Raw genomic sequence first — 21,018 nt, 5'->3', positions numbered from 1 at the left:
ACCAAAAGGGAGCCTCCAATCTTGTTCTTATCTTTCGACCTGATCCCTTGAGGTATTACACCACTCCTCCGTCAGGTCAGATCACTAAACGTTCTGTTGGGGCAGGATGCCCGGACTGCCAGTCAAACGTGGCAGTTGCTGGTTTTCCTGCCTATATTGACGCTTTCATCCTGTTCGGGCTGGAACCGACATATTTTGCAGTTTTGCGACATATATCTTTGGACGTGGCCAATAATCCGCCCTCAGCTAACTGAACTCAGAATTTTACCCGGAATAAAACTAACACTCGATTTAGTATGCCTCATGCGCACCTCGGTGAATGCTACCAGATCCTGTTTTTCCAGGCGCGCTCTGGACCCGCCGCAACCGGACATTTACCTACTTTGCCCTCGCATCTGCGATTCGAGGACGCGGTCCCAGTGAACAAGCAGGGCACCAACCGCCGAACCCGGATCGACCCCCCCCTGACCCAACGGGAGGCTGTTCACAAACCCTTTCCGGCTTATAGTCAGCAACAACCATCACGGTCGCTTTGGGAGGGGCGGGCGCATGGAGCACAACGTGGACATGCTGATTATCGGAGCTGGGTTCTCGGGGCTGATCATGGCGCTTGAGGCCCGCAATCGCGGCATAACCAGTATTGCGATCCTTGAGAAAGCCGGTGATATCGGCGGAACATGGCGCGAAAACACGTACCCCGGTGTCGCCTGCGATATCCCCTCACATCTTTATTCGATGGCGACGCACCTGAACCCGGATTGGAGCCGCGCCTATGCGGGCGGGGCTGAGATTCAGGCCTACCTGAAAAACGTCTGTCATAACGAGGGGCTGTACGACCTGTGCCATTTTCACCAAAAGCTTAAGTCCGCCCAATGGGACGGAAACCGATGGCAAGTGGAAACCGAAGAAGGTCAACACTGGACGGCAAGGTTTCTGGTCTCGGCCATCGGCGCGCTGCACCACCCCAGCATTCCGGACATCCCCGGGGCCGACAGCTTTGCCGGACCGCGCTTCCACTCAGCCGAGTGGGATCATGAGACGGATTTCACCGGCAAGCGCATAGCGGTGGTTGGCACAGGGGCCTCGGCCGTTCAGTTCGTGCCGGAAATTGCCAAGTCTGCCTCGCATGTATTGATCTTTCAAAGGACCCCGCCGTATGTGCTGCCGCGCCCGGATGGTCCGATTGCACCATGGGTCCGCCGCTTGTACCGGCGTATCCCGATGCTGCCCCGGCTGCGGCGCAAGCTGATTTACATGATCTTCGAATACCGCCACCGGGTATTTCGGGGCGAAGAGCGGATGGTGAACTTTGCCATGAAGATGTGGCGCCATTCGCTTGAAAAAGCGATCACCGATCCCGAAGAGCGCCAGCGCCTGACGCCAAACTACCGGATCGGTTGCAAACGCATCCTCAGTTCAAATGACTGGTACCCGGCTTTGGCGCAAGACAACGTCACCGTGATCCCGCATGGCGTCACCGCGATTGACGGCGATCATATCGTCGCGTCGGACGGCACCCGGTCCCAGGCAGATGTTCTGATCTGGGGCACTGGCTTTCACGTGACCGACATGGTTGAGCGTCTGGACATCACTGGTGCGGATGGGGTGTCCTTGCGCGAAGCCTGGGCAGATGGAATGCAGGCCAATCTTGGCACCGCGATCGCGGGGTTTCCGAACTTTTTCATGCTGCTGGGACCACATACCGGGCTGGGGCATAACTCGGTTGTGCTGATGATCGAGGCGCAGGTCAGCCACATCGGCCGCGTACTGGAGCAGATGCAGCGCGAAGGGCTTGATACGATCACCCCAGACCCGGCAAAACAGGCGATCTTTACGCAAGAGATGCGAGAACGGCACCTGAACAGCGTCTGGCAGGCGGGCGGGTGCTCATCCTGGTATCAGGACGACCAGGGCCGCAACACAACGCTTTGGCCCGGCACCGTATCCGAGTATGAAAAGCGTATGGCCCGATCCGGGCTGGAACAGTACCACCCTGCCCCACCCCATGGCGGAGACCACTGATATGACTTTGTTGACCATCCTCCTGCTGATCGTCGCATTTTTCGTCGGCATGAACGTTTGGACCCGAAAACTGACGGCCGATGGGCAGAAGCGGGTTCCTCAGATAGGCGAAATCATCCCGGTAAACGGCGGCAGCATTCATTACATCGAGCGAGGGGATCCAGCGAAGCAGACCATCGTCATGATCCACGGGCTGACCGGACAGTTGCAACACTTCACCTATGCGCTGGTCGATTTGCTGGCCGATGACTACCACGTCATCGCGGTTGACCGGCCCGGTTGCGGGTATTCAACCAGGGATACAGCCGATCTGGGGCGCTTGCCCGAACAGGGGCGAATGATACAGGAGCTTCTGGACGCCAAGGGCATCACGGATGCAATTCTGGTCGGCCATTCTCTGGGCGGGGCGGTCTCGCTGGCGATGGCACTGGACTATCCCGAAAAGACCAAAGCCCTCGCCCTTCTGGCGCCCTTGACGCACAAATTGCCATCCACTCCGCAGGTTTTCAAACCGCTTGAAATACGTGCCGAGTGGCTGCGGAGCCTGATCGGCAACACTCTGGCCGTTCCATTGGCCGCCAAAACCGCACCGCACACACTAGATGTCGTATTCGCCCCGGAACCCGCGCCCGCTGATTTTCTCGACCGCGCGGGCGGCGCGCTGGGGCTGCGGCCGTCCGCCTATATCACCGGATCACAGGATGTTGCCGGCATCGATAACAGCATTGAGGCGCAGATGGCGCGATACGGTGAACTGACTGTACCGGGAGGGATTCTGTATGGCACGCAAGACGCGCTCCTGCCAGCCGAGACACAGGGCGACCCGATGGAGCAGTTCGGCCTAACCAACGAACGGATAGAAGGAGCAGGTCATATGATCCTTATCACCCTTCCAGAGGCATGCGCTGCATTCATCCGCCAGATCGCGGAAGGTGCACGTACCAAACCCGAGGCGGTTTGAACGGGGTGAAAAAGAATCCGGCTTTGACCGTCTTTTCCCTCTTGACCCTATGCAGCCCCTCCCTTAAATCGCCTCTCACTCATGGCGGAGTAGCTCAGTTGGTTAGAGCAGCGGAATCATAATCCGCGTGTCGGGGGTTCAAGTCCCTCCTCCGCTACCAAAACCCCCTGAAAATCAGAATATTGCGGTCAACGACCAAAATCCTCCCTGCCGCTTATCCGACGGATCCGCGACCCTGCGAGAAGGTTTCTAGCCCGGACCCAACCGATTGTCCTGTCCATAAGATCGAACCCCGGGTCTGTCGGCATACAGGAAAGGCATTGGCCACCGCTGGCGTAAGCCCATGCGCCGCCGATCTGGCGCTTGGCATCTCCTGAGTCACAGAGATACGCGCCCTCGTATTCGACAACCAAGATTATCCTATCGTCAAGCATCGCTACGAAATCCGGATAGAACTTGCCATGCGGTAGCAGGAGCTAGAAGGCGGTCTTCTTGTCTTCGATTTTCCGAATCCGGTATTTCACCGCATCCAGCCGATCCGGACAGACGGCGCTATCGAACTCCTGTACCCAGCTTTCAAGTCGCCAAACAAAGAGGTGTAGCGCTTGTTGAACTTGGTGGCCCCGGTATAGGGCTGGTCGAAGGTATAGCTTGGCTCATTAAAGATCATGGGCAGTTCCGCGCTGATGGCAAACTGGTCACCATGAAGGGTAAACCGAGCAGCACAGTTTTTGGTTACTCGGTTGGATCGAAGATCGGAAATGAAACCTGCCATCACCGTGCACAGGTTGTATTTGTTCCGCGCCAAGGTGTCCAATCATGGCCGCTGGCCAACAGCTTTTTCAGGGCATTCCCGTTGAACATCACCTCGCTCGGCTTGGTAATGTGAGGGCGCTTTATGCCCATGCCAATCCAGCAGGCTAGTCTGGGTATCCCAATAATAAGACAATCATGTGTTCTGCTTTGCCAGAGCATCTCGCAACGCGTCCCCACAGAGGTTTATGGCGAGTACGCATGTCACCACCGCCAGTCCGGGCCAGATCATTTGCAACGGCGTTGAACGCATATGAATCCGGGCATCAAGAAGCATGGTGCCCCATTCCGGCATCGGGGGCTGAACGCCAAAGCCCAGAAAGCCCAACGCCGAAATCCCCAAAATTGCTCGGGCAAACATTCCAGTCCAGACAACGGTTAGCGAAGGTATAAGTGCAGGCAGATAGTGCCAACGCGCTATCGCTAACGAGGAAAGCCCCGCAAGCTGCGCCTGGACCACATAGCCGCGGTTCCTTTGGGCCAGGCCGATCCCTCGGGCCACGCGGGCATAGCGCATCCAACCTGTGACGCTGAGTGCAAATATCAGGCTACCGGTTCCAGCACCCAACAATCCTGCAATGACAACAGCCGCAACCAACTCCGGGAACGCGAGGAATGTATCGGTTGCTCGCATGACCAACCAATCCGCTGTTTTCCCGCCTTGAGCAGCTATGAGGCCCGCCAGTGTTCCGATGCACATGCCGATTACCGAAATGAGGAAGGCTAACCCCAACGACCAACGCGCCCCGTACAAAAGCCGTGAAAGGATATCGCGACCGAGGGCATCTGTTCCCAACGGCCATTCAGCCGAAGGTGCACTCAGACGATTTGGAATGTTTATTGCTGTTGGATCATATGGGGCCAACATCGGGCCAAACAACGCAAGCATCGCGAAGATGCAGGATAACGCGATTACACTACGCATCATGCTCTCCGATCCGGGGATCGATCACTTGGTAAATCATGTCGATGACAAGATTTATGACCACGAAGACCACCGCGGTCAAAAGAACGACGGCCTGAACCTTTGGGAAATCCCGTGCTTCGATTGCATAGACCAGAAAGCCGCCCAATCCGGGGCGACCAAAGATGACCTCGACCATCAGTAACCCTTCAAGCAGGAAAGCCAATTCCAACCCAAGCACCGTAATCACTGGTATGGTGGCGTGTGGGGCGATGTGATCCCGGCCTATACCCGTTGACGGAACCCCACGACGTCGGAACGCGGGCAGAAAATGCTGTTCCCGTGCTTCAAGGATGCCCGATCGGATGATCCGCGTCAGCGATGCAGCCACGCCCAATGCAAGCGTCAGAGCAGGTAGGATCATATGTGCTGTCGTGCGTGCACCCATTGCTGGCAACCAGTCCAGATAGACAGCGAACAGCAGAATCAAAAGCAACCCCAACCAATAGGCGGGAATGGCCGCCCCCAGAGATGCCAGCGCAACCGCGGCGCGATCCAGAATACTGCCCGGGCATTTTGCCGCCAGAATGGCGAGCGGTAACGAAATGCCCAAGCCCAAAGCAAGGGCAAGAAACGCAAGAGGTACTGTGTAGGAAACCGCCGCCATCAGTTCGGGCCAGACCTCGCGGCCAGTTACCGAGGATTTTCCAAAGTCGCCAACCAGAAGAGGGCCAATCCAAGATTTGAAAGCATCCCAGAAGCCAGCGTCCAATCCCACTTCCGCTCGGATCTGGTCCAGAACATCTGTCGACACAACTTCGTGGTATCGCGCCATGGCAATGGCAAGAGCCGGGTCTCCGGGTGCGTTCCAAAGCAGTACAAACGTAGCGATTGCTACAGCGCTGAGAACGACGATTGCCCGTAGCAAAAGGCTTAGAGCACCTCGGATCATGCTGCCCGCTCCAAGGCCCCAAGGGAAAACGCCGCATCCCTCAGCTTGCGGCCGTATTCCGTTTTGGGTGAAGCGATGAACTCCGCCGGCGTGCTGACCTCTTCAATCCGACCAGATTTCAGCACTGCCATTTCCTGTGAGAAGGCGCAGGCATACCCCAAATCATGCGTCACAATCAGGGCCGCAAAACCTTCTTCAGCTTGAAGGTCTTCAATCAAACTTGCCGTGTGTTTCTGGGTCACCGCATCAAGGGCTGAGAGAGGTTCGTCAAACAAGATCAACGGCGGAGCGGCGATGAGCGCGCGCAGTATCCCAACCCTTTGCGCCTGCCCGATGGAAATCTCGGTCGGATTCCTGTTTAAAATTTCTGGTGCCAACTCCAAGCCTGCGCAAAGGCGCTCTAAGCGTTGGGATGGCAGGCCCGCCCGGCGTGCCTTCAGGGGTTCCATAACAGAGTGTTTCAGTGACAGCACAGGATTGAAAGCCGCACGTGGCTCTTGCATCACAAGTGCAGGACGACAGGTCTGAACCGGCGCGCCAGACCAAGTGATCGATCCCCGCCAAGGCTTTAGCATCCCCAATATACTGGCAATGAGCGTCGATTTTCCTGCGCCGCTTTCCCCAACAACGGCAAGTGTTTTGCCTTGCTCGATGGTCAGAGAGACATCCTGAAGCGCAGGTGACTTTCCGCGCCGTACACTGATGTTTTCGACATTCAACATGGAAGCGCCATCCAGTTTCTATGCGCCGACAAACGTTTAGCCGGTTCGGATTGAGGTCGCTCCAGCAAGTCTTGTGTGCTTGACCGTTCGACCAGCCGCCCGTCATCCATCACCATCAGTTGCGTCACCCGTCGTGCCGCTAGCGCCAAATCATGGGTAATCAGGATCATTGCGGTCTGGCGACCTGCAAGGAATTGATCCAACAAGTCCATCGTATCGGCCGCAACGACCGGATCCAGCGCCGATGTCGGTTCGTCCAATACGATCAATTCGGGTGACCCGATCAATGCCATGGCGATCACAAAACGTTGCTGCATTCCCCGGCTCCAACCCCAAGGGCGTTTCCGCAAATCGCCATGTGCGATCCCGAGGGCTGAAAACAGTCGTTTCTGACGCTTTGCATCATGCGGCAAACTCAGGGCTTTTTCGGCTTCGCGCCAGTGGAACCTCATTGTGCGCAACGGATCCAGCGCCTCGTCCGGGCTTTGGGGCACGTGAGCGACGCCACAGCCCTGCCGATGCAGATCGTCGATTAACGCATGGCCCAAAGTAGACTTACCCGACCCCGAAGAGCCGACCAACCCGATGCGCGCACCGGGCTCAATATCCAGCGATGTAGGGTGAAGAATGGTCCGACCCGAGCGTTCAACGCTCAGGCCGGAAACAGAGAGTGTCATTCGCTGAGCTTCGTTTCGTGTGTGACCCAATAGGTCTCGGTCGGGTGCACGGCATAACCGGTCAGACCGGGGCGCGCGACGTTTACCTGATTGACGTGGAAGACCGGGATCAGGGCGGCGTCGGCCGCGATGAGCTCTTGCACCTTGTCATAAATGACCGCACGGTCTTCGTGCTCAAAGTTCAGGCGGCCATCTTCCAACAACTTGTCCATCTCGGGGTTGGAATAGTGCCCTGCATTCGATCCGCCGTCAGACTTCAGCAGCGTTTCAAGTACGGCACTGGGATCGCCCTGCGGTGTCATCACCCAAGCCTGCAGGAACATATCTGCATCACCTGCTGCGATGGCATCGTTGCTGGCGCCATATTCGCCGACGCGCACATTGGCTTTCACACCGATCGCCTGCAGAAACGCCTGCGTCAGTTCAGCCGTTGGCGCCAGGGCAGCGCGCGAGGAATATGTGACAATATCCAGTTCCAGTGGTTCGCCGTCCAGCATCCACTGGCCGCCCTCTTTCACAGCTCCGGCTTCGACCAACAGCGCCTCGGCTTTTGCCATATCGTAGACAGCCGGGATATCCGCAGCCCAGCCTTTACCTTCCGGGAACATTGTGCCAGCAGGCGCGCCACCAACCCCTGACAGAACCGCGTCGACGATACCCTGCCGGTCAATTGCGACCGACACGGCCTGACGGATCAGCGGGTTTGCCATCGGGCCGTCCGCCGCGTTGACCGTGTAGAAATAGAGACGTGCTGTAGAGGCGGAAAACCCAAGTGCGCCAGTTTCCTGAATGCGTTTGAAATCGGTTTCAGGGTAGTTGATGACCATGTCCACTTCACCTGCTTCAAACGCCAACGCGGCAGAAGCCGGGTCGCTCGAAACAACGACGCGAACCTCTTCGAGACCCGGGGCGCCCAGTCTGTAGTCAGTGTTGGCCTCAGCGCGATAGAGCTGATCGGGGATTGCCTCGCGGAAGACATAGGGGCCAGTCGCGTTGATCGGATAGGCATCGGATTCCGCACCAAGGATCGCGATCCCAGGTTCGGCCAGCGTCCAGGGGAATGCGGCGTTCGGGTTGTTGGTCTCAAAGACCACAACATTGTCGCCATCGGTCGACATACCCGCCAGATCAAGCAATTTGGATACCCGGGCGTTGTTGCCCGGATGGCCTTCCTGAGAAATTGGCTCAATGGCGTCGATTACCGATTGAGCCGTAACCGGGGAACCATCATGGAACTTTACCCCATCACGCAGCGTGACACGCCAAGTGGTCGGAGAGGTCTGCTCGATCGTTTCTGCAACACGAGGATAGAGGTTCAGGTCATAGTCGATCCCCATCAGGGTTTCAGTCACACCTGTCTGGTTCGACATCCATCCATTAAAACCCGCGCGAGGATCAGGAACTTCCGCGTTTGGGCCAAAAGCGTTGGAAATCCGCAAGCTGCCCTCTTGGGCTACGACCGGAACAGCGGGCGCAAAGGCGACTAAAGTCGAAAGAGCTATGCGAGTGAAAATGGACATTCGGGTTTCCTTCTGAAGTAGAAAATCTGTTGGCTTGAGACGCTGGTGTTTTGGTCGATGAAAGCGCTGCTATCACGTCATGTGATTACATAACAATCATCTTCTTAAGCAATTTGAAAACTGTCCTCTACACAGATGTGTAGTGACGCTCTCTATCTTTTAGGGGCATTCAATGCGCCTTTCGTTCCAAAAACGCCAGTGCCGAAACACCAACAAACCTATGATGTCTTTGAAGGAAAGCTCCTCCGCGGACGATGAAACGTCACCGCTACGGATTGACCGTTGCCCTTGGCGCGCCCCGCACCCGGACAGGATGAACTCTTCGGCAGGTCTCCTGGCTTGCGGGTCGTCGCTGGGCCGGGCCTTCCCAACGCACCCAATGCACGTCAGTGGCAGTTCCGGCTTGGCTCACCGCTCACAGTTGCGGGGGCAGCCGCAGACTTGGCTTTGTCGGCCTCACTGCGTTCCCTTTTCATCGGACATAAGAAATGCCCGAACCGAAGCCAGTCCTGCTTATTATGGCTGAGGCAAAAATCAAGCAAAGAATGCGCGTGGATCACGCCCGTGTACTTGTCGACCAGATCAACATTCAGAATTCCGCGACTTTCCCCCAAGAGGACGCGCGCAGGCGGGATAGTCGGAATTGACTGGGGTCCACGATCGGAGGCGTTCCGCTTATCAGATCAGCCACCAGATGGCCCGCCGCCGGACCTATCCCGAATCCATGGCCACTAAAGCCAGCTGCAAGAATAAACCCAGGAAGGGTTTCAGACAGGTCAATCACAGGTACACCGTCGGGCGTACTGTCTATGAACCCGGCCCAAGAAGCCTGAATTTCGACAGCCTTTAAATCGGGCAGCAGCTTGCGGCTCCGCTCTAATGTTGTTTTGACGATAGCTGGGTTTGCAGCTGGATCCAAAACTCTATGTCGCTCCATTGGCGTCCGCTTATCCAAATCCCAGCGAAAACGTGCTTCATGAGGAGCCTTGGCCATCCCCGGTGACAACAACCGCCTGCGTCGCGCAAACATGGGTAGGAAGTCACGGGCAAAGCGCAGTTTTTGAAAGCTCGGGTCAATTTGGCCCCGACCGCTGGTTGCAAGAGTATAGCCACCATCTCCACGCCGGGTAACGGTCGCCTTCGACGTGTGCAAAGCCGCCGGCAAACCCTCTGCACCCGGTGCTACTGACAGGACAGTTTGCCGGATCGAGGCCTGGGGAAAGGTGATCCCAAGCTGATGACAGAATTGGGAAGCCCAAGCACCCCCAGCCATAACCACTTGAGAGCAACGAACTTCGCCCCGCTCTGTCACGACACCCGAAACCTGTCCAGCCTCTGTCAGAATACCGCGCACAGCGCAGTTTTGTACAACATGCCCGCCCAAGGCGGCGACACCTTTGGCAATCATCGGCACGGCCCGAGCCGGATCGGCGATGCCGTCACTTTCCGAAAAGACACCACCTTTCCACGAAAGGCCCGTCGAGGCACCTCGATCAGTAGCTGCTTTCGCATTCAAGGGGTGGCTTTTTACGCCCTGTTCCGCAGCAAAACGACACCACGACGCCCATGTTTCGATCTCTGCCAGATCATTGCTGAGATACAGAAGGCCGCAGCGGCGAAACCCGACATCTTCACCCAGTTCACCTGCAAGGTTCTCCCATAGCTCCAACGCCTTTGTTGCCATCGGCAACTCGCGTGCGTCCCGGTTCTGCTGACGACACCACCCCCAGTTGCGGCTGGATTGCTCCCCTCCAACGCGCCCTTTTTCGAGTAACAGAACCGGTATGCCGCTCCGCGCCAGATAGTAGGCCGTTGTGGTGCCAATGATGCCGGCGCCAATAACTACCACCTCAGTTTGCTCAGGAAGTGTTGTTTCCGTATCTATGGTTGCTAACGGAGCGGGCATTGCAACCTCATACCAGAGCCTGGCTAAACAGCGCTAAGCGCTGCGGCGAGAGAGGCATCTCCCCCCGCTGCATGATAGGTGGCTGACTGACACGCATCAGCCCCAAGTCAATCAACCAAGGGGACAGACCACTCTCTCGCATGACGTCCAAACGTACAAACTGGCCGACAAGACCTGTCAGATGGCGTGCGATCAGTGCTTGTGCGTCTTGGACACTGTCCGCCACGACAGGGCCGACAACATATCCCAGTCCAAAGGGTCGACAAGCCGCATACCCGGACACCTTGCCATTCCGTCGCATGACTGAAATGCGTGTATTCGAGGCCATCCAATTGACCAATGCCGCCCGGTCTCCTCCGAAGCTTCGATTTTCAACTTCGATAACGCCTTTCAGATCATCTGCCTCTGCGTCTTGCGCCCCTACAATGCCTGGTGCTTTGCCAACGATCCCCTGATGTTGAACAATGTATGCAACATCCTGAAAACCGAGTTTTTGATAGAGTGGTCTGCCAGAAACAGTAGCCACCAGCCGGATATGTCTTTCTTCTTTTTCGATCAATGACGTGACCAAGGAGCGACCCAGCCCTTGTCCTCGTTGGTCTTCCGAAACGATGACCATGTTAATCGTCGACATTTCCGGCCCGAAGTCAGATCTCAAAGCTGTGCCTATCAGCCCATAACTCTTGGTAGCCACGACGCCCTCCGAAAAGGGCAACAGCATCTCCCAGTCTTTACGCTGATGTGGCCAGCCTACGGCCGCAGATAGTTCGACACTCGGGTTTAAGTGTTCGCATCGAAATTGGGTGAGTTCAAAAGTCATAGGGCAACACCGACAGATGATAGGGATTGATGTGGTAAGCCTTTGACGAAATGACAGCTACTCAGCTGGTTTCTGCGTAAATTACTCTGCTCCTATCCACAAGTGCCTCAGCGGTTTCGAACTTGGAAAACCACCCTCACTGCTTCCCCGTTATCCTTGCGGCTAAGAGTGCAAGAAACCGTCACTGCGAGGAAACACAAGACGCGTTGAAACGACTAAAATGCGTACTGGCCGATATCTGCTGACTCGCGTAAACTTGATCAAGCCATAAAGAAAATTCCAGCCCGTCGATCTATATATTGACAATCAAATCCCACCACACCCAATATGGTGTTGCTTCGGTTCTTTCGATTCCTGTCGAAAGCTAAGAGGGAAACCGGTGAGATTCCGGCGCTGCCCCCGCAACTGTAAGCGGAGAGTTCGGCTGACTACGCCACTGAAAGCACGCTTTTGGGAAGGCCAGACCGAACGATGATCCGCAAGCCAGGAGACCTGCCGCAAGCGTGAATGATAACCACGAACGGAGGGTTCGGGGGCGTCTGACGGGCCTGTTTGCCCATGGCGTCCTCGGCTTTGATTAAAGGGACTGAGGACAAATGAGCATTACCGTATATTCCAAACCCGCCTGCGTACAATGCACTGCCACCACCCGTGCGCTGGACGCTAAAGGCATAACCTATGACGTCATCGATCTGACCCAGGACGACGGCGCCATGTCCCATGTGACCGAGCTGGGATATCGTCAGGCACCTGTCGTTGTGGCCGGCAGTGATCATTGGTCGGGTTTCCGCCCGGACATGATCGCACAACTGGCCTAATCCATGGCCACGCCGATCCCGGCGCTGGTCTATTTCTCATCGAAATCCGGAAACACCCACCGCTTTGTGACGCGGCTGGGCCTGACCTCTTTCCGCATACCGAACGGGATGGACCAGCTGCCTGACCCCAAAGGACCCTATGTTCTGATCTGCCCAACCTACGCTGATGGCGAGGGGCGCGGTGCAGTGCCGAAACAGGTGATCCGCTTTTTGAATGACCCAGCCATCCGTTCCGGGATCATAGGGGTGATCGGCACAGGCAACCGCAATTTCGGTGCGACCTACGCCCTGTCCGGTCGCATCATCGCCCAAAAATGCAACGTGCCGCTGCTCTATTCGTTCGAGCTTGCAGGCACCGACACTGACATCACCCGCGTCCGCGCCGGGCTTGAAAAACTATGGAGACATCTATGCTCGACAGCAGCGTAAACGAGCAGGACTATCACGCATTGAACGCGATGCTGAACCTCTATGATGGTGAGGGGAAGATCCGCTTTGAAGCCGACCGCATGGCCGCGCGGCAGTACTTCCTGCAGCATGTGAATCAGAACACCGTGTTCTTCCATTCTCTGGATGAAAAGTTGGGCTATCTGGTGTCCGAAGGCTATTACGAAGAGGCCGTGCTGGACCAGTATTCCAAGAACTTCATGCGCAAGATCTGGGATGCGGCCTATGCCAAGAAATTTCGGTTCCCGACCTTTCTGGGTGCGTTCAAGTATTATACCTCGTACACGCTAAAAACCCGTGACGGACAGCGATTCTTGGAACGCTATGAGGACCGCGTTGTCATGACCGCACTGGCGTTGGCGCGGGGAGATGAGGCGCTGGCCATGTCCTTCATGGAGGAGATCCTAGAAGGCCGCTTCCAGCCTGCCACGCCGACCTTCCTGAACGCGGGTAAAGCGTCGCGCGGTGAGCTGATCTCGTGCTTCCTGCTGCGGCTGGAAGACAACATGGAAAGCATCGGGCGCGGTATCAACTCGGCCCTGCAACTGTCCAAACGCGGCGGCGGCGTGGCCTTGCTGTTGACCAATATCCGCGAGCACGGCGCGCCGATTAAGGGGATCGAGAACCAGTCCTCGGGCGTAATCCCGGTGATGAAGCTGTTGGAGGACAGCTTTTCCTACGCCAACCAGCTGGGCGCGCGGCAGGGGGCCGGGGCAGTATACCTGAACGCGCACCATCCAGATATCATGCGGTTCCTCGACACCAAGCGCGAGAACGCGGACGAGAAAATCCGCATCAAGACGCTAAGCCTTGGCGTGGTGATCCCCGATATCACCTTTGAGTTGGCGAAGAAGAACGCCGACATGTACCTGTTCTCGCCGCATGACGTGGAAAAGGTTCATGGCGTGCCATTCTCGGAAATCTCAGTCACCGAGAAATACCACGAGATGGTGGATGACAAGCGCATCCGTAAATCCAAGGTCAACGCGCGTGAATTCTTCCAGACCATTGCCGAGTTGCAGTTCGAATCCGGCTATCCGTATGTGATGTTCGAGGACACGGTGAACCGGATGAACCCCATCGCGGGGCGGATCAACATGTCGAACCTGTGTTCCGAAATCTTGCAGGTCAATGAAGCATCCGAGTTCAACGATGACCTCAGCTATGCGCATCTGGGCACGGATATCTCCTGCAACCTCGGGTCGCTTAACATCGCGAAGACCATGGATGGCAACGATCTGGGTCGCACTGTCGGAGCTGCGATCCGCGCTTTGACTGCCGTGTCCGAGATGTCGGCGATCGACTCGGTGCCCTCGGTGCGTCGCGGTAATGACGAAAGCCACGCGATTGGTCTGGGGCAGATGAACCTGCATGGGTTCCTGGCGCGCGAACACATCCACTATGGCACGCCCGAGGGTGTCGAGTTCACGTCGGTTTACTTTGCCGCCGTGGCCTATCACGCGATCCGCACCTCTTGCGATCTGGCGCAGGAACGCAAGGCGTCGTTCAAGGGCTTCGAGGAATCCGACTATGCCTCGGGCACCTTCTTCGACAAATACACCACCCGCGATTGGCTGCCCGAAAGCGAGCGGGTGAAGGCGTTGTTCGAGGACATCGCCCTGCCCACACGCGAAGACTGGGCGGCGCTAAAGGCCGATGTGATGAAACACGGCCTCTATAACCGCAACCTTCAGGCCGTGCCGCCAACAGGGTCGATCAGCTACATCAACAACTCGACCTCTTCGATCCACCCGATCGTGTCCAAGATCGAGATTCGCAAAGAAGGCAAGATTGGCCGCGTTTATTACCCGGCGGCCTTCATGAACAATGACAACCTCGAATACTACCGCGATGCCTACGAGATCGGCCCCGAGGCACTGATCGACACCTATGCCGCGGCCACCGAACACGTGGATCAGGGCCTGTCGCTGACCCTGTTCTTCCCGGCCGAGGCCACCACCCGCGATATCAACCGCGCACAAATCTACGCGTGGAAGAAGGGCATCAAAACCATTTACTACATCCGCCTGCGCCAGGAGGCCCTTGAAGGGACCGAAGTGCAGGGCTGCGTATCCTGCAGTTTGTAAGGGGAACGAAAATGAAAGACATGATCCAAACCAAGATCCCCCGCGCGATCAACTGGAACCGGTTGGACGACGACAAAGACCTTGAGGTCTGGAACCGTCTGACGGTGAACTTCTGGCTGCCGGAAAAAGTGCCGCTGTCCAACGACATCCAAAGCTGGGTCACTCTGACGGACCATGAAAAGCAACTGACCATCCGCGTTTTCACCGGCTTGACCCTGCTGGACACGATCCAGAACACCGTCGGCGCGCCTGCCCTGATGCCGGACGCAGTGACCCCGCATGAAGAGGCCGTGTTGACCAACATCGCCTTCATGGAGGCGGTTCACGCGCGCAGTTATTCCTCGATCTTTTCGACGCTGTGTTCGACCAAGGAAATCGACGAGGCCTTCCGCTGGTCCGAGGAAAACCCACACCTGCAGGCCAAGGCCGAGGCCATCCTGAACACCTATGCCCCCGGCAACGACCCGTTGAAACGCAAGATCGCGTCGGTGTTTCTGGAAAGCTTCCTGTTCTATTCCGGCTTTTACCTGCCGATGTACTGGTCCAGCCGTGCCAAGCTGACCAACACCGCCGACCTGATCCGCCTGATCATCCGCGATGAGGCCGTGCATGGCTATTACATCGGCTACAAGTTCCAGCGGGGCTATGAGAAACTGTCTGAGGCGGAACAGCAGGAGCTGAAAGACTATGCCTTCGGCTTGATGTTTGAGCTTTACGGTATCGAAAACCAGTACACCGAGGAGCTCTATGACGAAATCGGTCTGACCGAGGACGTGAAGGTCTTCCTGCACTACAACGCCAACAAGGCGCTGCAGAACCTCGGGTTCGAGGCCCTGTTCCCACCCGAAGTCTCCGAAGTGAACCCGGCCATTCTGGCGGCACTTAGCCCCGACAGTGAAAACCACGACTTCTTCTCGGGCTCCGGCTCTTCTTATGTCATTGGCAAGGCGGTCGCCACCGAAGACGAGGATTGGGACTTCTGATGCCGAAGGACACCCTCGCAATTGTCAAAGAATGGCACGCGGCGTTCGACGTTCCGGTCGTTGACGCCCCGTCGATCCCCGAGGAGCGCGCGCAGATGCGGCTGGCGATCCTTGAAGAGGAAGTGGCCGAGCTGCGTACTGCAGTTGAGGCTGGTGATCTGATCGAAGTTCTGGATGCGCTTTGCGACATCCAGTACGTGCTCGACGGCACGCTTCTCGAATTTGGCCTGCACGGTTTCAAGCAGGATGCGATGGAAGAGGTCCACGCGTCGAACATGTCCAAACTCGGTGCCGATGGGCGGCCGGTTCTGCGTGACGACGGCAAGGTGCTGAAAGGGCCGGACTTCCGGCGGCCCGATCTGGCCCGCATTCTGCAGCGGACATAGTCAGCGCATCGAAACCGCAGCAAGCGTCAGCCACGCTGCGGTTTCGAATGCAAACCGCCTAAACCTCGACTTCAACCTTGCCGATCGGGTTTGAGCAGCAGGCAAGAATGTAACCTGCCTCGATGTCGTCTTCGGAGATCCCGCCATTGTGGACCATGTGGACCTCTCCGGCCGTTTTCTTGACCTTGCAGGTTCCGCAGACACCGAAAGTACATCCCGACGGAATGTTCAGACCAACCGAACGGGCGGCGGCAAGAACCGTATCGGTCTCAGTGACCTTGGCAGTCACGCCGGAGCTTGCAAACAGGATCTCAGCGCTGCTGTCATCGTCGAGGACAACGTCATCCAACTCAGGCTGATCCGCCTCGGTTTCCACCGGCGCGCCAAAGCTCTCCTGATGGTAGTTGTCCATATCAAAGCCAAGACCGGCCAGAGCGTCGCGCACAGCCTGCATGAAGGGCTCAGGGCCGCAGCAGTAAACCTCGCGCTCAAGGTAATCAGGGGCCATCAACCCCAGCATCAAGATTTTGCTTCAAAGCTAAGGCCTTAGGTTGTTGCGCGGGAAAACTCGCCAAACAGTCTGGAAGCGGACGCAGATCAGCCCTCCTACAAAGGCAGTTCCGGCATGGATCGTGTGACCTCGTGCATCTGAACCTCACCGGACCGGTCTATGTTCACAACCAACTTCCGGGCATTCGGGAACCGCTCGAAATAGGCGAAACCGATGACTTCAATCACGTCCATCGACTGACACTGAATCTGATAGTCGGCCTGAAACTCGGCGTGATGTTCCTGATCTGCCGCCGACGTTTCGTCAACTTCCGGACCAAGCCCTTCTGCTAGCAAAGTCACATTGGCCGCTGCCGTGAAGCACGCCGCGTCTTCCGGCAGGGCAAACAACTCCAGGGGCTTGGACAGATCTGAGATTGCTCCGGCAACCAAGGCCCGGTCGTTGTCGGTTTGCGCCGGACGCTCAAATCCGATGATATCTGCAGCAGGCACAGCCAGCGACAAGGACATCTCGCCCTCTGAGACCGCTATGTCCAGACGACCCGTGCCATGCTCATGCTCAATCCCAACTTGCATCTGCGACAAAACAGCCGTCGGGATCAAAGTCAGGGCGAGAGCTACGCTTCTCATTAACAGGCACCACCTACCAAGGAATCACACAGTTTATTTTAATATGTTTCAAAATCGGCGCAATCTCGGCCCAGACCGAGCACCCCCACCAGATCTGGGGAGGGTAAGGGTTAACTTACCTGATAATAAAACTCAGGTTGACATGGCTGACTAAATCACTCAGTTTTTGCGCCGTATACGCCGCCCAGGCGGCGCCTGTGAAATTGTTTCTGACAAGAAAGTGTCACCCCATGACCAGATTTTTTGCCGCCGCCAGCGTTTTGACCCTTGGCATCGCATCCGCAGCCGTTGCAGCTGACGCCCCGTCGAAAGCTGATGTTCTGACCACCTACGCAAACATTGCCGAAGCCAAATACGATGACAGCCTGATCGCGGCGAAGGCTCTGCAAGAAGCTGTGAATGCCCTGATCGCCGAGCCGTCGGATGCCACGCTGAACGCCGCGCGGGCCGCATGGGTGGCCGCGCGCGTGCCCTATCAGCAGACCGAGGTCTACCGTTTCGGCAACGCCATCGTTGATGACTGGGAAGGCAAAGTGAACGCATGGCCACTGGACGAAGGCCTGATCGACTATGTCGACGCATCTTACGGTGGTCCGACCGACGAAAACGAATTCGCAGCGCTGAACGTGATCGCCAACCCCAGCTTTGAGCTGTCGGGTGAAACCATTGACGCCAGCGAAATCACTCCGGCACTGCTGGGCGAAACCCTGCATGAGGCCGACGGGATCGAAGCAAACGTCGCAACCGGCTATCACGCCATCGAATTCCTGCTGTGGGGACAAGACATGAACGGCCACGGTGCCGGCGCGGGCAATCGTCCGTATACCGACTATGTCCAGGGTGATGGCTGCACCGGTGGCAATTGCGACCGCCGCGCCCAGTACCTGAACGCAGCGACCGAACTGCTGGTCAGCGACCTGGAGTGGATGGCTGCACAATGGGCCGAGGGTGGCGACGCACGCGCCGCGCTGTCCGCGGATGAAACCGCAGGCGTAAGCGCAATCCTAACTGGCATGGGCTCGCTGTCCTATGGCGAACAGGCTGGTGAGCGGATGCGCCTGGGCCTGATGCTGAACGACCCCGAGGAAGAGCATGATTGCTTCTCGGACAACACTCATAACAGCCACTACTACGATGGCCTTGGCGTTCAAAACGTGTATCTGGGCAGCTACACCCGCATCGACGGCACTCCGGTCAGCGGCGCATCGCTGTCCGATCTGGTGATCGCCTCCGATCCGTCGCTGGACGCTGAAATGAAGGTCAAACTGGCCAACACCATGCAGGCGCTGGGTCTGCTGAAATCTACCGCCGAAGCTGGCTTTGCTTATGACCAGATGCTGGAACGCGGCAATGAAGGTGGCGAACTGCTGATCATGGGCGGTGTCAACGGGCTGGTTGATCAGACAAAAACCATCGAGCGGATTGTTAACGCGTTGGAGTTGGACCAGATCGAGTTTGAAGGTTCGGACAGCCTGGATAATCCTGACGCAGTCTTCCAATAAACTTACCTCCGGCCGGAAGCATGGGCAATTACATGCTTCCGGTTACTCTAACCGCGCAAGTTTGTGACTGGACGCAAAGAGAATAACTTACTAAAAAAGTAAGAAACCTACCGAGCCTAGAATCGCCATGATCGTATGTCACTGCACGAATATAACTGACCATGAAATCCGTGCCGCAATCGACTGGATGCGGACTGCAGACGCGCAAGCGATAATTACCCCTGGAAAGGTCTATCACGCTCTCGGGAAATCAGCCGATTGTGGCGGCTGCATGCCGCTTTTCTTAGACACGATGCGATCGAACGATAGTCTGGAAGTACCCATGCAACTCCGTGCACTGCGCACCGGGGCTACACAGGAGAAAGCAGATGAAGGGCGACACCAAAGCCATAGAATACCTCAACAAATCTCTGCGGCATGAGTTGACGGCCGTCAGCCAGTATTGGCTGCACTACCGCCTGCAGGAGGATTGGGGCCTGGTCCACATGGCCAAGAAGAGCCGCGAAGAATCCATTCAAGAAATGGAACACGCGGACAAACTGATTGAGCGGATCATCTTTCTTGAAGGTCACCCGAATCTGCAGAAGCTTGACCCGCTGAGAATCGGTCAGACCCCCAAGGAAACACTGGAATGCGACCTCGCCGCAGAGCTTGACGCCCGTGCGTTGTACGCCGAGGCGCGAGAGTATTGCCGCGAAGCAGGCGACTACGTCTCTATGTCGCTGTTCGAGGGATTGCTCAGGGATGAAGAAGGTCATATCGATTTCTTGGAAACGCAGCTCGACCTGTACGAAAGGATTGGCGAAGCCAATTATGCGCAACTCAACGCATCGAAAATGGACGAGGGCGAATAGCCTCGTTGCATTGTCGGTGGCCGCCCTTGCGGCCACCCCACCCCTTGCAGCAGACCTGCAGGACCTCCACCTGAATTTCGAACCCAGAACCGAGGACGAGCGTGCCCGGATTGCCAACGTAATCGTGGCACCCGAAGACTTCAGCGTGCCGCAACGGTTCGAGGACCTGCCCGCCGGGGCCGCCACTGTCCGCGCCCGCACCGATGCCGATGCGTTTTCGCAACCCTCCGGCAATCTGAGTTTTGAGCAAGAGCTGGACTTCAAGGTCGGCAACGGATTGTTCAAGAAAATCTGGGTGTCTTCCCCAGCGTCCACTTTGGCCTCAGACGGGCTGGGACCACTATACAACGCGCGTTCGTGCCAGCGCTGCCATATCAAGGATGGGCGCGGCCATACGCCGGCCGGACCCGGCGACAATGCGACCTCGATGTTCCTGCGCATCTCGATCCCGGGCGGTGACAGCTTTGAAGAGATCGAAGACTATATCGCCACCCAGCCCGAGCCGAATTACGGCGGCCAGATGCAGGACCTGGCCCTGCCCGGCCACCCTGCGGAATACCGGCTGGACATCACCTATGAAGATGTACCCGTGACCCTGTCCGATGGCGAAACAGTCACTCTGCGCAAGCCGACCTATCAGGCGGCGGATCTGGGCTACGGCCCGCTGCACCCCGATGCCATGCTCAGCCCGCGCGTGGCACCACAGATGATCGGACTGGGCTTGCTCGAGGCGATACCGGTCGAAGACCTGCTAGCCAATGCCGATCCCGATGACAACGACGGAGATGGCATTTCCGGTCGTCCGAACATCGTTTGGTCGAAGGAATATGATGCGCCGATGATGGGCCGGTTTGGCCTGAAAGCGGGGATGCCCACTATCATGGAGCAATCGGCTGCGGCCTTTGCAGGCGATATTGGCATATCCAGCCCGCTCTACCCTGCGGGCCATGGTGATTGTACCGATGCGCAGGAGAAATGCGTAAATGCCCCGCATGGTGATGGTGATGACCGCGTGTTTGAAGTCGATCAGCTGGGTATGGATCTGGTCGCCTTCTATAGCCGCAATCTGGGCGTTCCCGCACGCCGGGATGCGGACAACCCGCAGGTCTTGCGCGGCAAGCAGGTGTTTCACGACACCGGCTGCGCCTCGTGCCACACACCGGCCTTTGTCACCCACCGTATGGAAGACCGGCCTGAGCACAGTTTTCAGCTGATCTGGCCCTATTCCGACCTGTTGCTGCATGACATGGGTGAGGGGCTGGCCGATAACCGCCCCGAAGCCCGTGCAACCGGGCGTGAATGGCGTACGCCGCCGCTCTGGGGGATTGGTCTGACCCAGCAGGTCTCGGGCCATACCCAATTTCTGCATGACGGCCGCGCGGAAACCTTGCTTGAGGCCATCCTGTGGCACGGGGGTGAGGCCCAAGCCGCCCGTGATACGGTTGTGGCGATGCCCAAACCCGACCGCGACGCCCTGATCCGTTTCCTAGAAAGCCTCTGACCC

Annotated in this window: 20 protein-coding genes, 1 tRNA gene, 1 pseudogene and 2 riboswitches; of the genes and pseudogenes, 12 read left to right on the top strand and 10 right to left on the bottom strand. The window is 57.2% G+C overall.

What is annotated here, in order from left to right; genetic code table 11:
• Window positions 1-549: 549 nt before the first annotated feature.
• The 3 genes from ACXAGD_RS02230 (at window position 550) to ACXAGD_RS02220 (ending at window position 3,143) form a co-directional block, all read left to right on the top strand.
• Window positions 550-2,022, top strand: a complete 1,473-nt coding sequence (locus ACXAGD_RS02230; protein ID WP_475208224.1) for a flavin-containing monooxygenase — start codon at window positions 550-552, stop codon at window positions 2,020-2,022.
• Window position 2,023: 1 nt separating this feature from the next.
• Window positions 2,024-2,983, top strand: a complete 960-nt coding sequence (locus tag ACXAGD_RS02225; RefSeq protein WP_475208223.1) for an alpha/beta fold hydrolase — start codon at window positions 2,024-2,026, stop codon at window positions 2,981-2,983.
• Between the two features lie 83 nt (window positions 2,984-3,066).
• Window positions 3,067-3,143 (top strand) — tRNA-Met (locus ACXAGD_RS02220).
• A 360-nt stretch (window positions 3,144-3,503) separates the two neighbouring features.
• Here the strand turns inward: ACXAGD_RS02220 and ACXAGD_RS02215 are convergent.
• From ACXAGD_RS02215 to ACXAGD_RS02180, 8 genes are all read right to left on the bottom strand, one after another.
• Complete coding sequence (locus tag ACXAGD_RS02215; protein ID WP_475208222.1) at window positions 3,504-3,800, bottom strand: hypothetical protein; 297 nt, start codon at window positions 3,798-3,800, stop codon at window positions 3,504-3,506.
• A gap of 132 nt (window positions 3,801-3,932) precedes the next feature.
• Window positions 3,933-4,721, bottom strand: coding sequence for an ABC transporter permease (locus ACXAGD_RS02210; RefSeq protein ID WP_475208220.1), 789 nt, complete (start codon window positions 4,719-4,721; stop codon window positions 3,933-3,935).
• A complete protein-coding gene (locus ACXAGD_RS02205) occupies window positions 4,714-5,652 on the bottom strand; it encodes an ABC transporter permease (RefSeq protein WP_475208219.1) in 939 nt (312 codons plus the stop codon). Before ACXAGD_RS02205 ends, ACXAGD_RS02210 begins: the two co-directional genes overlap by 8 nt.
• The gene (locus tag ACXAGD_RS02200; RefSeq protein WP_475208218.1) at window positions 5,649-6,374 is read right to left on the bottom strand and encodes an ABC transporter ATP-binding protein; all 726 of its coding nucleotides are present in this window, start codon (window positions 6,372-6,374) and stop codon (window positions 5,649-5,651) included. The genes ACXAGD_RS02205 and ACXAGD_RS02200 overlap by 4 nt, the downstream gene beginning before the upstream one ends.
• Window positions 6,368-7,051: an ATP-binding cassette domain-containing protein gene (locus ACXAGD_RS02195; RefSeq protein WP_475208217.1), complete on the bottom strand. Its 684-nt coding sequence runs from the start codon at window positions 7,049-7,051 to the stop codon at window positions 6,368-6,370. Before ACXAGD_RS02195 ends, ACXAGD_RS02200 begins: the two co-directional genes overlap by 7 nt.
• Window positions 7,048-8,571, bottom strand: coding sequence for an ABC transporter substrate-binding protein (locus ACXAGD_RS02190; protein WP_475208216.1), 1,524 nt, complete (start codon window positions 8,569-8,571; stop codon window positions 7,048-7,050). Before ACXAGD_RS02190 ends, ACXAGD_RS02195 begins: the two co-directional genes overlap by 4 nt.
• Before the next feature lie 307 nt (window positions 8,572-8,878).
• Window positions 8,879-9,088: riboswitch (cobalamin riboswitch) on the bottom strand.
• Between the two features lie 72 nt (window positions 9,089-9,160).
• Entirely contained in the window at window positions 9,161-10,420 is a 1,260-nt protein-coding gene (locus tag ACXAGD_RS02185) for an NAD(P)/FAD-dependent oxidoreductase (RefSeq protein ID WP_475208215.1), read from the bottom strand.
• A gap of 64 nt (window positions 10,421-10,484) precedes the next feature.
• Window positions 10,485-11,297: a GNAT family N-acetyltransferase gene (locus tag ACXAGD_RS02180; RefSeq protein ID WP_475208214.1), complete on the bottom strand. Its 813-nt coding sequence runs from the start codon at window positions 11,295-11,297 to the stop codon at window positions 10,485-10,487.
• Between the two features lie 322 nt (window positions 11,298-11,619).
• Window positions 11,620-11,811, top strand: a riboswitch (cobalamin riboswitch).
• 82 nt (window positions 11,812-11,893) lie between these two features.
• Between ACXAGD_RS02180 and nrdH the strand changes: the two genes are divergently transcribed.
• From nrdH to ACXAGD_RS02155, 5 genes are read left to right on the top strand one after another with little or no spacing between them, the layout of a single operon-like run.
• On the top strand, window positions 11,894-12,115 hold the full coding sequence (gene nrdH, locus ACXAGD_RS02175; RefSeq protein ID WP_475208213.1) for a glutaredoxin-like protein NrdH: 222 nt from the start codon (window positions 11,894-11,896) through the stop codon (window positions 12,113-12,115).
• 15 nt (window positions 12,116-12,130) lie between these two features.
• Window positions 12,131-12,544: a class Ib ribonucleoside-diphosphate reductase assembly flavoprotein NrdI gene (gene nrdI / locus ACXAGD_RS02170; RefSeq protein ID WP_475212466.1), complete on the top strand. Its 414-nt coding sequence runs from the start codon at window positions 12,131-12,133 to the stop codon at window positions 12,542-12,544.
• Window positions 12,526-14,649, top strand: coding sequence for a class 1b ribonucleoside-diphosphate reductase subunit alpha (nrdE, locus tag ACXAGD_RS02165; RefSeq protein ID WP_475208212.1), 2,124 nt, complete (start codon window positions 12,526-12,528; stop codon window positions 14,647-14,649). The genes nrdI and nrdE overlap by 19 nt, the downstream gene beginning before the upstream one ends.
• An 11-nt stretch (window positions 14,650-14,660) precedes the next feature.
• Window positions 14,661-15,632 carry a class 1b ribonucleoside-diphosphate reductase subunit beta gene (gene nrdF, locus ACXAGD_RS02160; protein WP_475208211.1) on the top strand — a complete coding sequence of 324 codons (972 nt, stop codon included), beginning with the start codon at window positions 14,661-14,663 and terminating at the stop codon, window positions 15,630-15,632.
• On the top strand, window positions 15,632-16,018 hold the full coding sequence (locus ACXAGD_RS02155) for a pyrophosphohydrolase domain-containing protein (protein WP_475208210.1): 387 nt from the start codon (window positions 15,632-15,634) through the stop codon (window positions 16,016-16,018). The genes nrdF and ACXAGD_RS02155 overlap by 1 nt, the downstream gene beginning before the upstream one ends.
• Before the next feature lie 58 nt (window positions 16,019-16,076).
• On the opposite strand, the pseudogene ACXAGD_RS02150 reads toward ACXAGD_RS02155, so the two are convergent.
• Both ACXAGD_RS02150 and ACXAGD_RS02145 read right to left on the bottom strand, forming a co-directional pair.
• Window positions 16,077-16,541 (bottom strand): annotated as a pseudogene (locus ACXAGD_RS02150) (2Fe-2S iron-sulfur cluster-binding protein); the annotation flags it as partial.
• A gap of 83 nt (window positions 16,542-16,624) precedes the next feature.
• Complete coding sequence (locus ACXAGD_RS02145) at window positions 16,625-17,158, bottom strand: ZrgA family zinc uptake protein (protein ID WP_475208209.1); 534 nt, start codon at window positions 17,156-17,158, stop codon at window positions 16,625-16,627.
• Window positions 17,159-17,388: 230 nt separating this feature from the next.
• Here ACXAGD_RS02145 and ACXAGD_RS02140 point away from each other — a divergent pair, with 230 nt between their 5' ends.
• From ACXAGD_RS02140 to ACXAGD_RS02125, 4 genes are all read left to right on the top strand, one after another.
• Complete coding sequence (locus tag ACXAGD_RS02140; RefSeq protein ID WP_475208207.1) at window positions 17,389-18,660, top strand: imelysin family protein; 1,272 nt, start codon at window positions 17,389-17,391, stop codon at window positions 18,658-18,660.
• 127 nt (window positions 18,661-18,787) lie between these two features.
• Window positions 18,788-19,081, top strand: a complete 294-nt coding sequence (locus ACXAGD_RS02135; protein WP_475208206.1) for a (2Fe-2S)-binding protein — start codon at window positions 18,788-18,790, stop codon at window positions 19,079-19,081.
• A complete protein-coding gene (gene bfr, locus ACXAGD_RS02130; RefSeq protein WP_475208205.1) occupies window positions 19,029-19,514 on the top strand; it encodes a bacterioferritin in 486 nt (161 codons plus the stop codon). Before ACXAGD_RS02135 ends, bfr begins: the two co-directional genes overlap by 53 nt.
• A 16-nt stretch (window positions 19,515-19,530) precedes the next feature.
• Complete coding sequence (locus ACXAGD_RS02125; RefSeq protein ID WP_475208204.1) at window positions 19,531-21,015, top strand: di-heme oxidoreductase family protein; 1,485 nt, start codon at window positions 19,531-19,533, stop codon at window positions 21,013-21,015.
• Window positions 21,016-21,018 lie beyond the last annotated feature (3 nt).

The sequence above is a fragment of the Ruegeria sp. ABF4_144 genome, assembly GCF_056160045.1.
The sequence above is the reverse complement of the archived record's forward strand: the minus strand, read 5'-3'. Positions and strand labels throughout refer to the sequence as shown.

What these genes read in the sequence shown, in the direction of transcription:
- ACXAGD_RS02155 (WP_475208210.1), top strand. Translation starts at nt 15,632, where the DNA reads ATGCCGAAGGACACCCTCGCAATTGTCAAAGAATGGCACGCGGCGTTC.
- ACXAGD_RS02210 (WP_475208220.1), bottom strand. Translation starts at nt 4,721, where the DNA reads ATGCGTAGTGTAATCGCGTTATCCTGCATCTTCGCGATGCTTGCGTTG.
- ACXAGD_RS02190 (WP_475208216.1), bottom strand. Translation starts at nt 8,571, where the DNA reads ATGTCCATTTTCACTCGCATAGCTCTTTCGACTTTAGTCGCCTTTGCG.
- ACXAGD_RS02145 (WP_475208209.1), bottom strand. Translation starts at nt 17,158, where the DNA reads ATGAGAAGCGTAGCTCTCGCCCTGACTTTGATCCCGACGGCTGTTTTG.
- ACXAGD_RS02230 (WP_475208224.1), top strand. Translation starts at nt 550, where the DNA reads ATGGAGCACAACGTGGACATGCTGATTATCGGAGCTGGGTTCTCGGGG.
- ACXAGD_RS02200 (WP_475208218.1), bottom strand. Translation starts at nt 6,374, where the DNA reads ATGTTGAATGTCGAAAACATCAGTGTACGGCGCGGAAAGTCACCTGCG.
- ACXAGD_RS02205 (WP_475208219.1), bottom strand. Translation starts at nt 5,652, where the DNA reads ATGATCCGAGGTGCTCTAAGCCTTTTGCTACGGGCAATCGTCGTTCTC.
- ACXAGD_RS02135 (WP_475208206.1), top strand. Translation starts at nt 18,788, where the DNA reads ATGATCGTATGTCACTGCACGAATATAACTGACCATGAAATCCGTGCC.
- nrdF (WP_475208211.1), top strand. Translation starts at nt 14,661, where the DNA reads ATGAAAGACATGATCCAAACCAAGATCCCCCGCGCGATCAACTGGAAC.
- nrdE (WP_475208212.1), top strand. Translation starts at nt 12,526, where the DNA reads ATGCTCGACAGCAGCGTAAACGAGCAGGACTATCACGCATTGAACGCG.
- ACXAGD_RS02140 (WP_475208207.1), top strand. Translation starts at nt 17,389, where the DNA reads ATGACCAGATTTTTTGCCGCCGCCAGCGTTTTGACCCTTGGCATCGCA.
- ACXAGD_RS02180 (WP_475208214.1), bottom strand. Translation starts at nt 11,297, where the DNA reads ATGACTTTTGAACTCACCCAATTTCGATGCGAACACTTAAACCCGAGT.
- nrdH (WP_475208213.1), top strand. Translation starts at nt 11,894, where the DNA reads ATGAGCATTACCGTATATTCCAAACCCGCCTGCGTACAATGCACTGCC.
- ACXAGD_RS02225 (WP_475208223.1), top strand. Translation starts at nt 2,024, where the DNA reads ATGACTTTGTTGACCATCCTCCTGCTGATCGTCGCATTTTTCGTCGGC.
- bfr (WP_475208205.1), top strand. Translation starts at nt 19,029, where the DNA reads ATGAAGGGCGACACCAAAGCCATAGAATACCTCAACAAATCTCTGCGG.
- ACXAGD_RS02195 (WP_475208217.1), bottom strand. Translation starts at nt 7,051, where the DNA reads ATGACACTCTCTGTTTCCGGCCTGAGCGTTGAACGCTCGGGTCGGACC.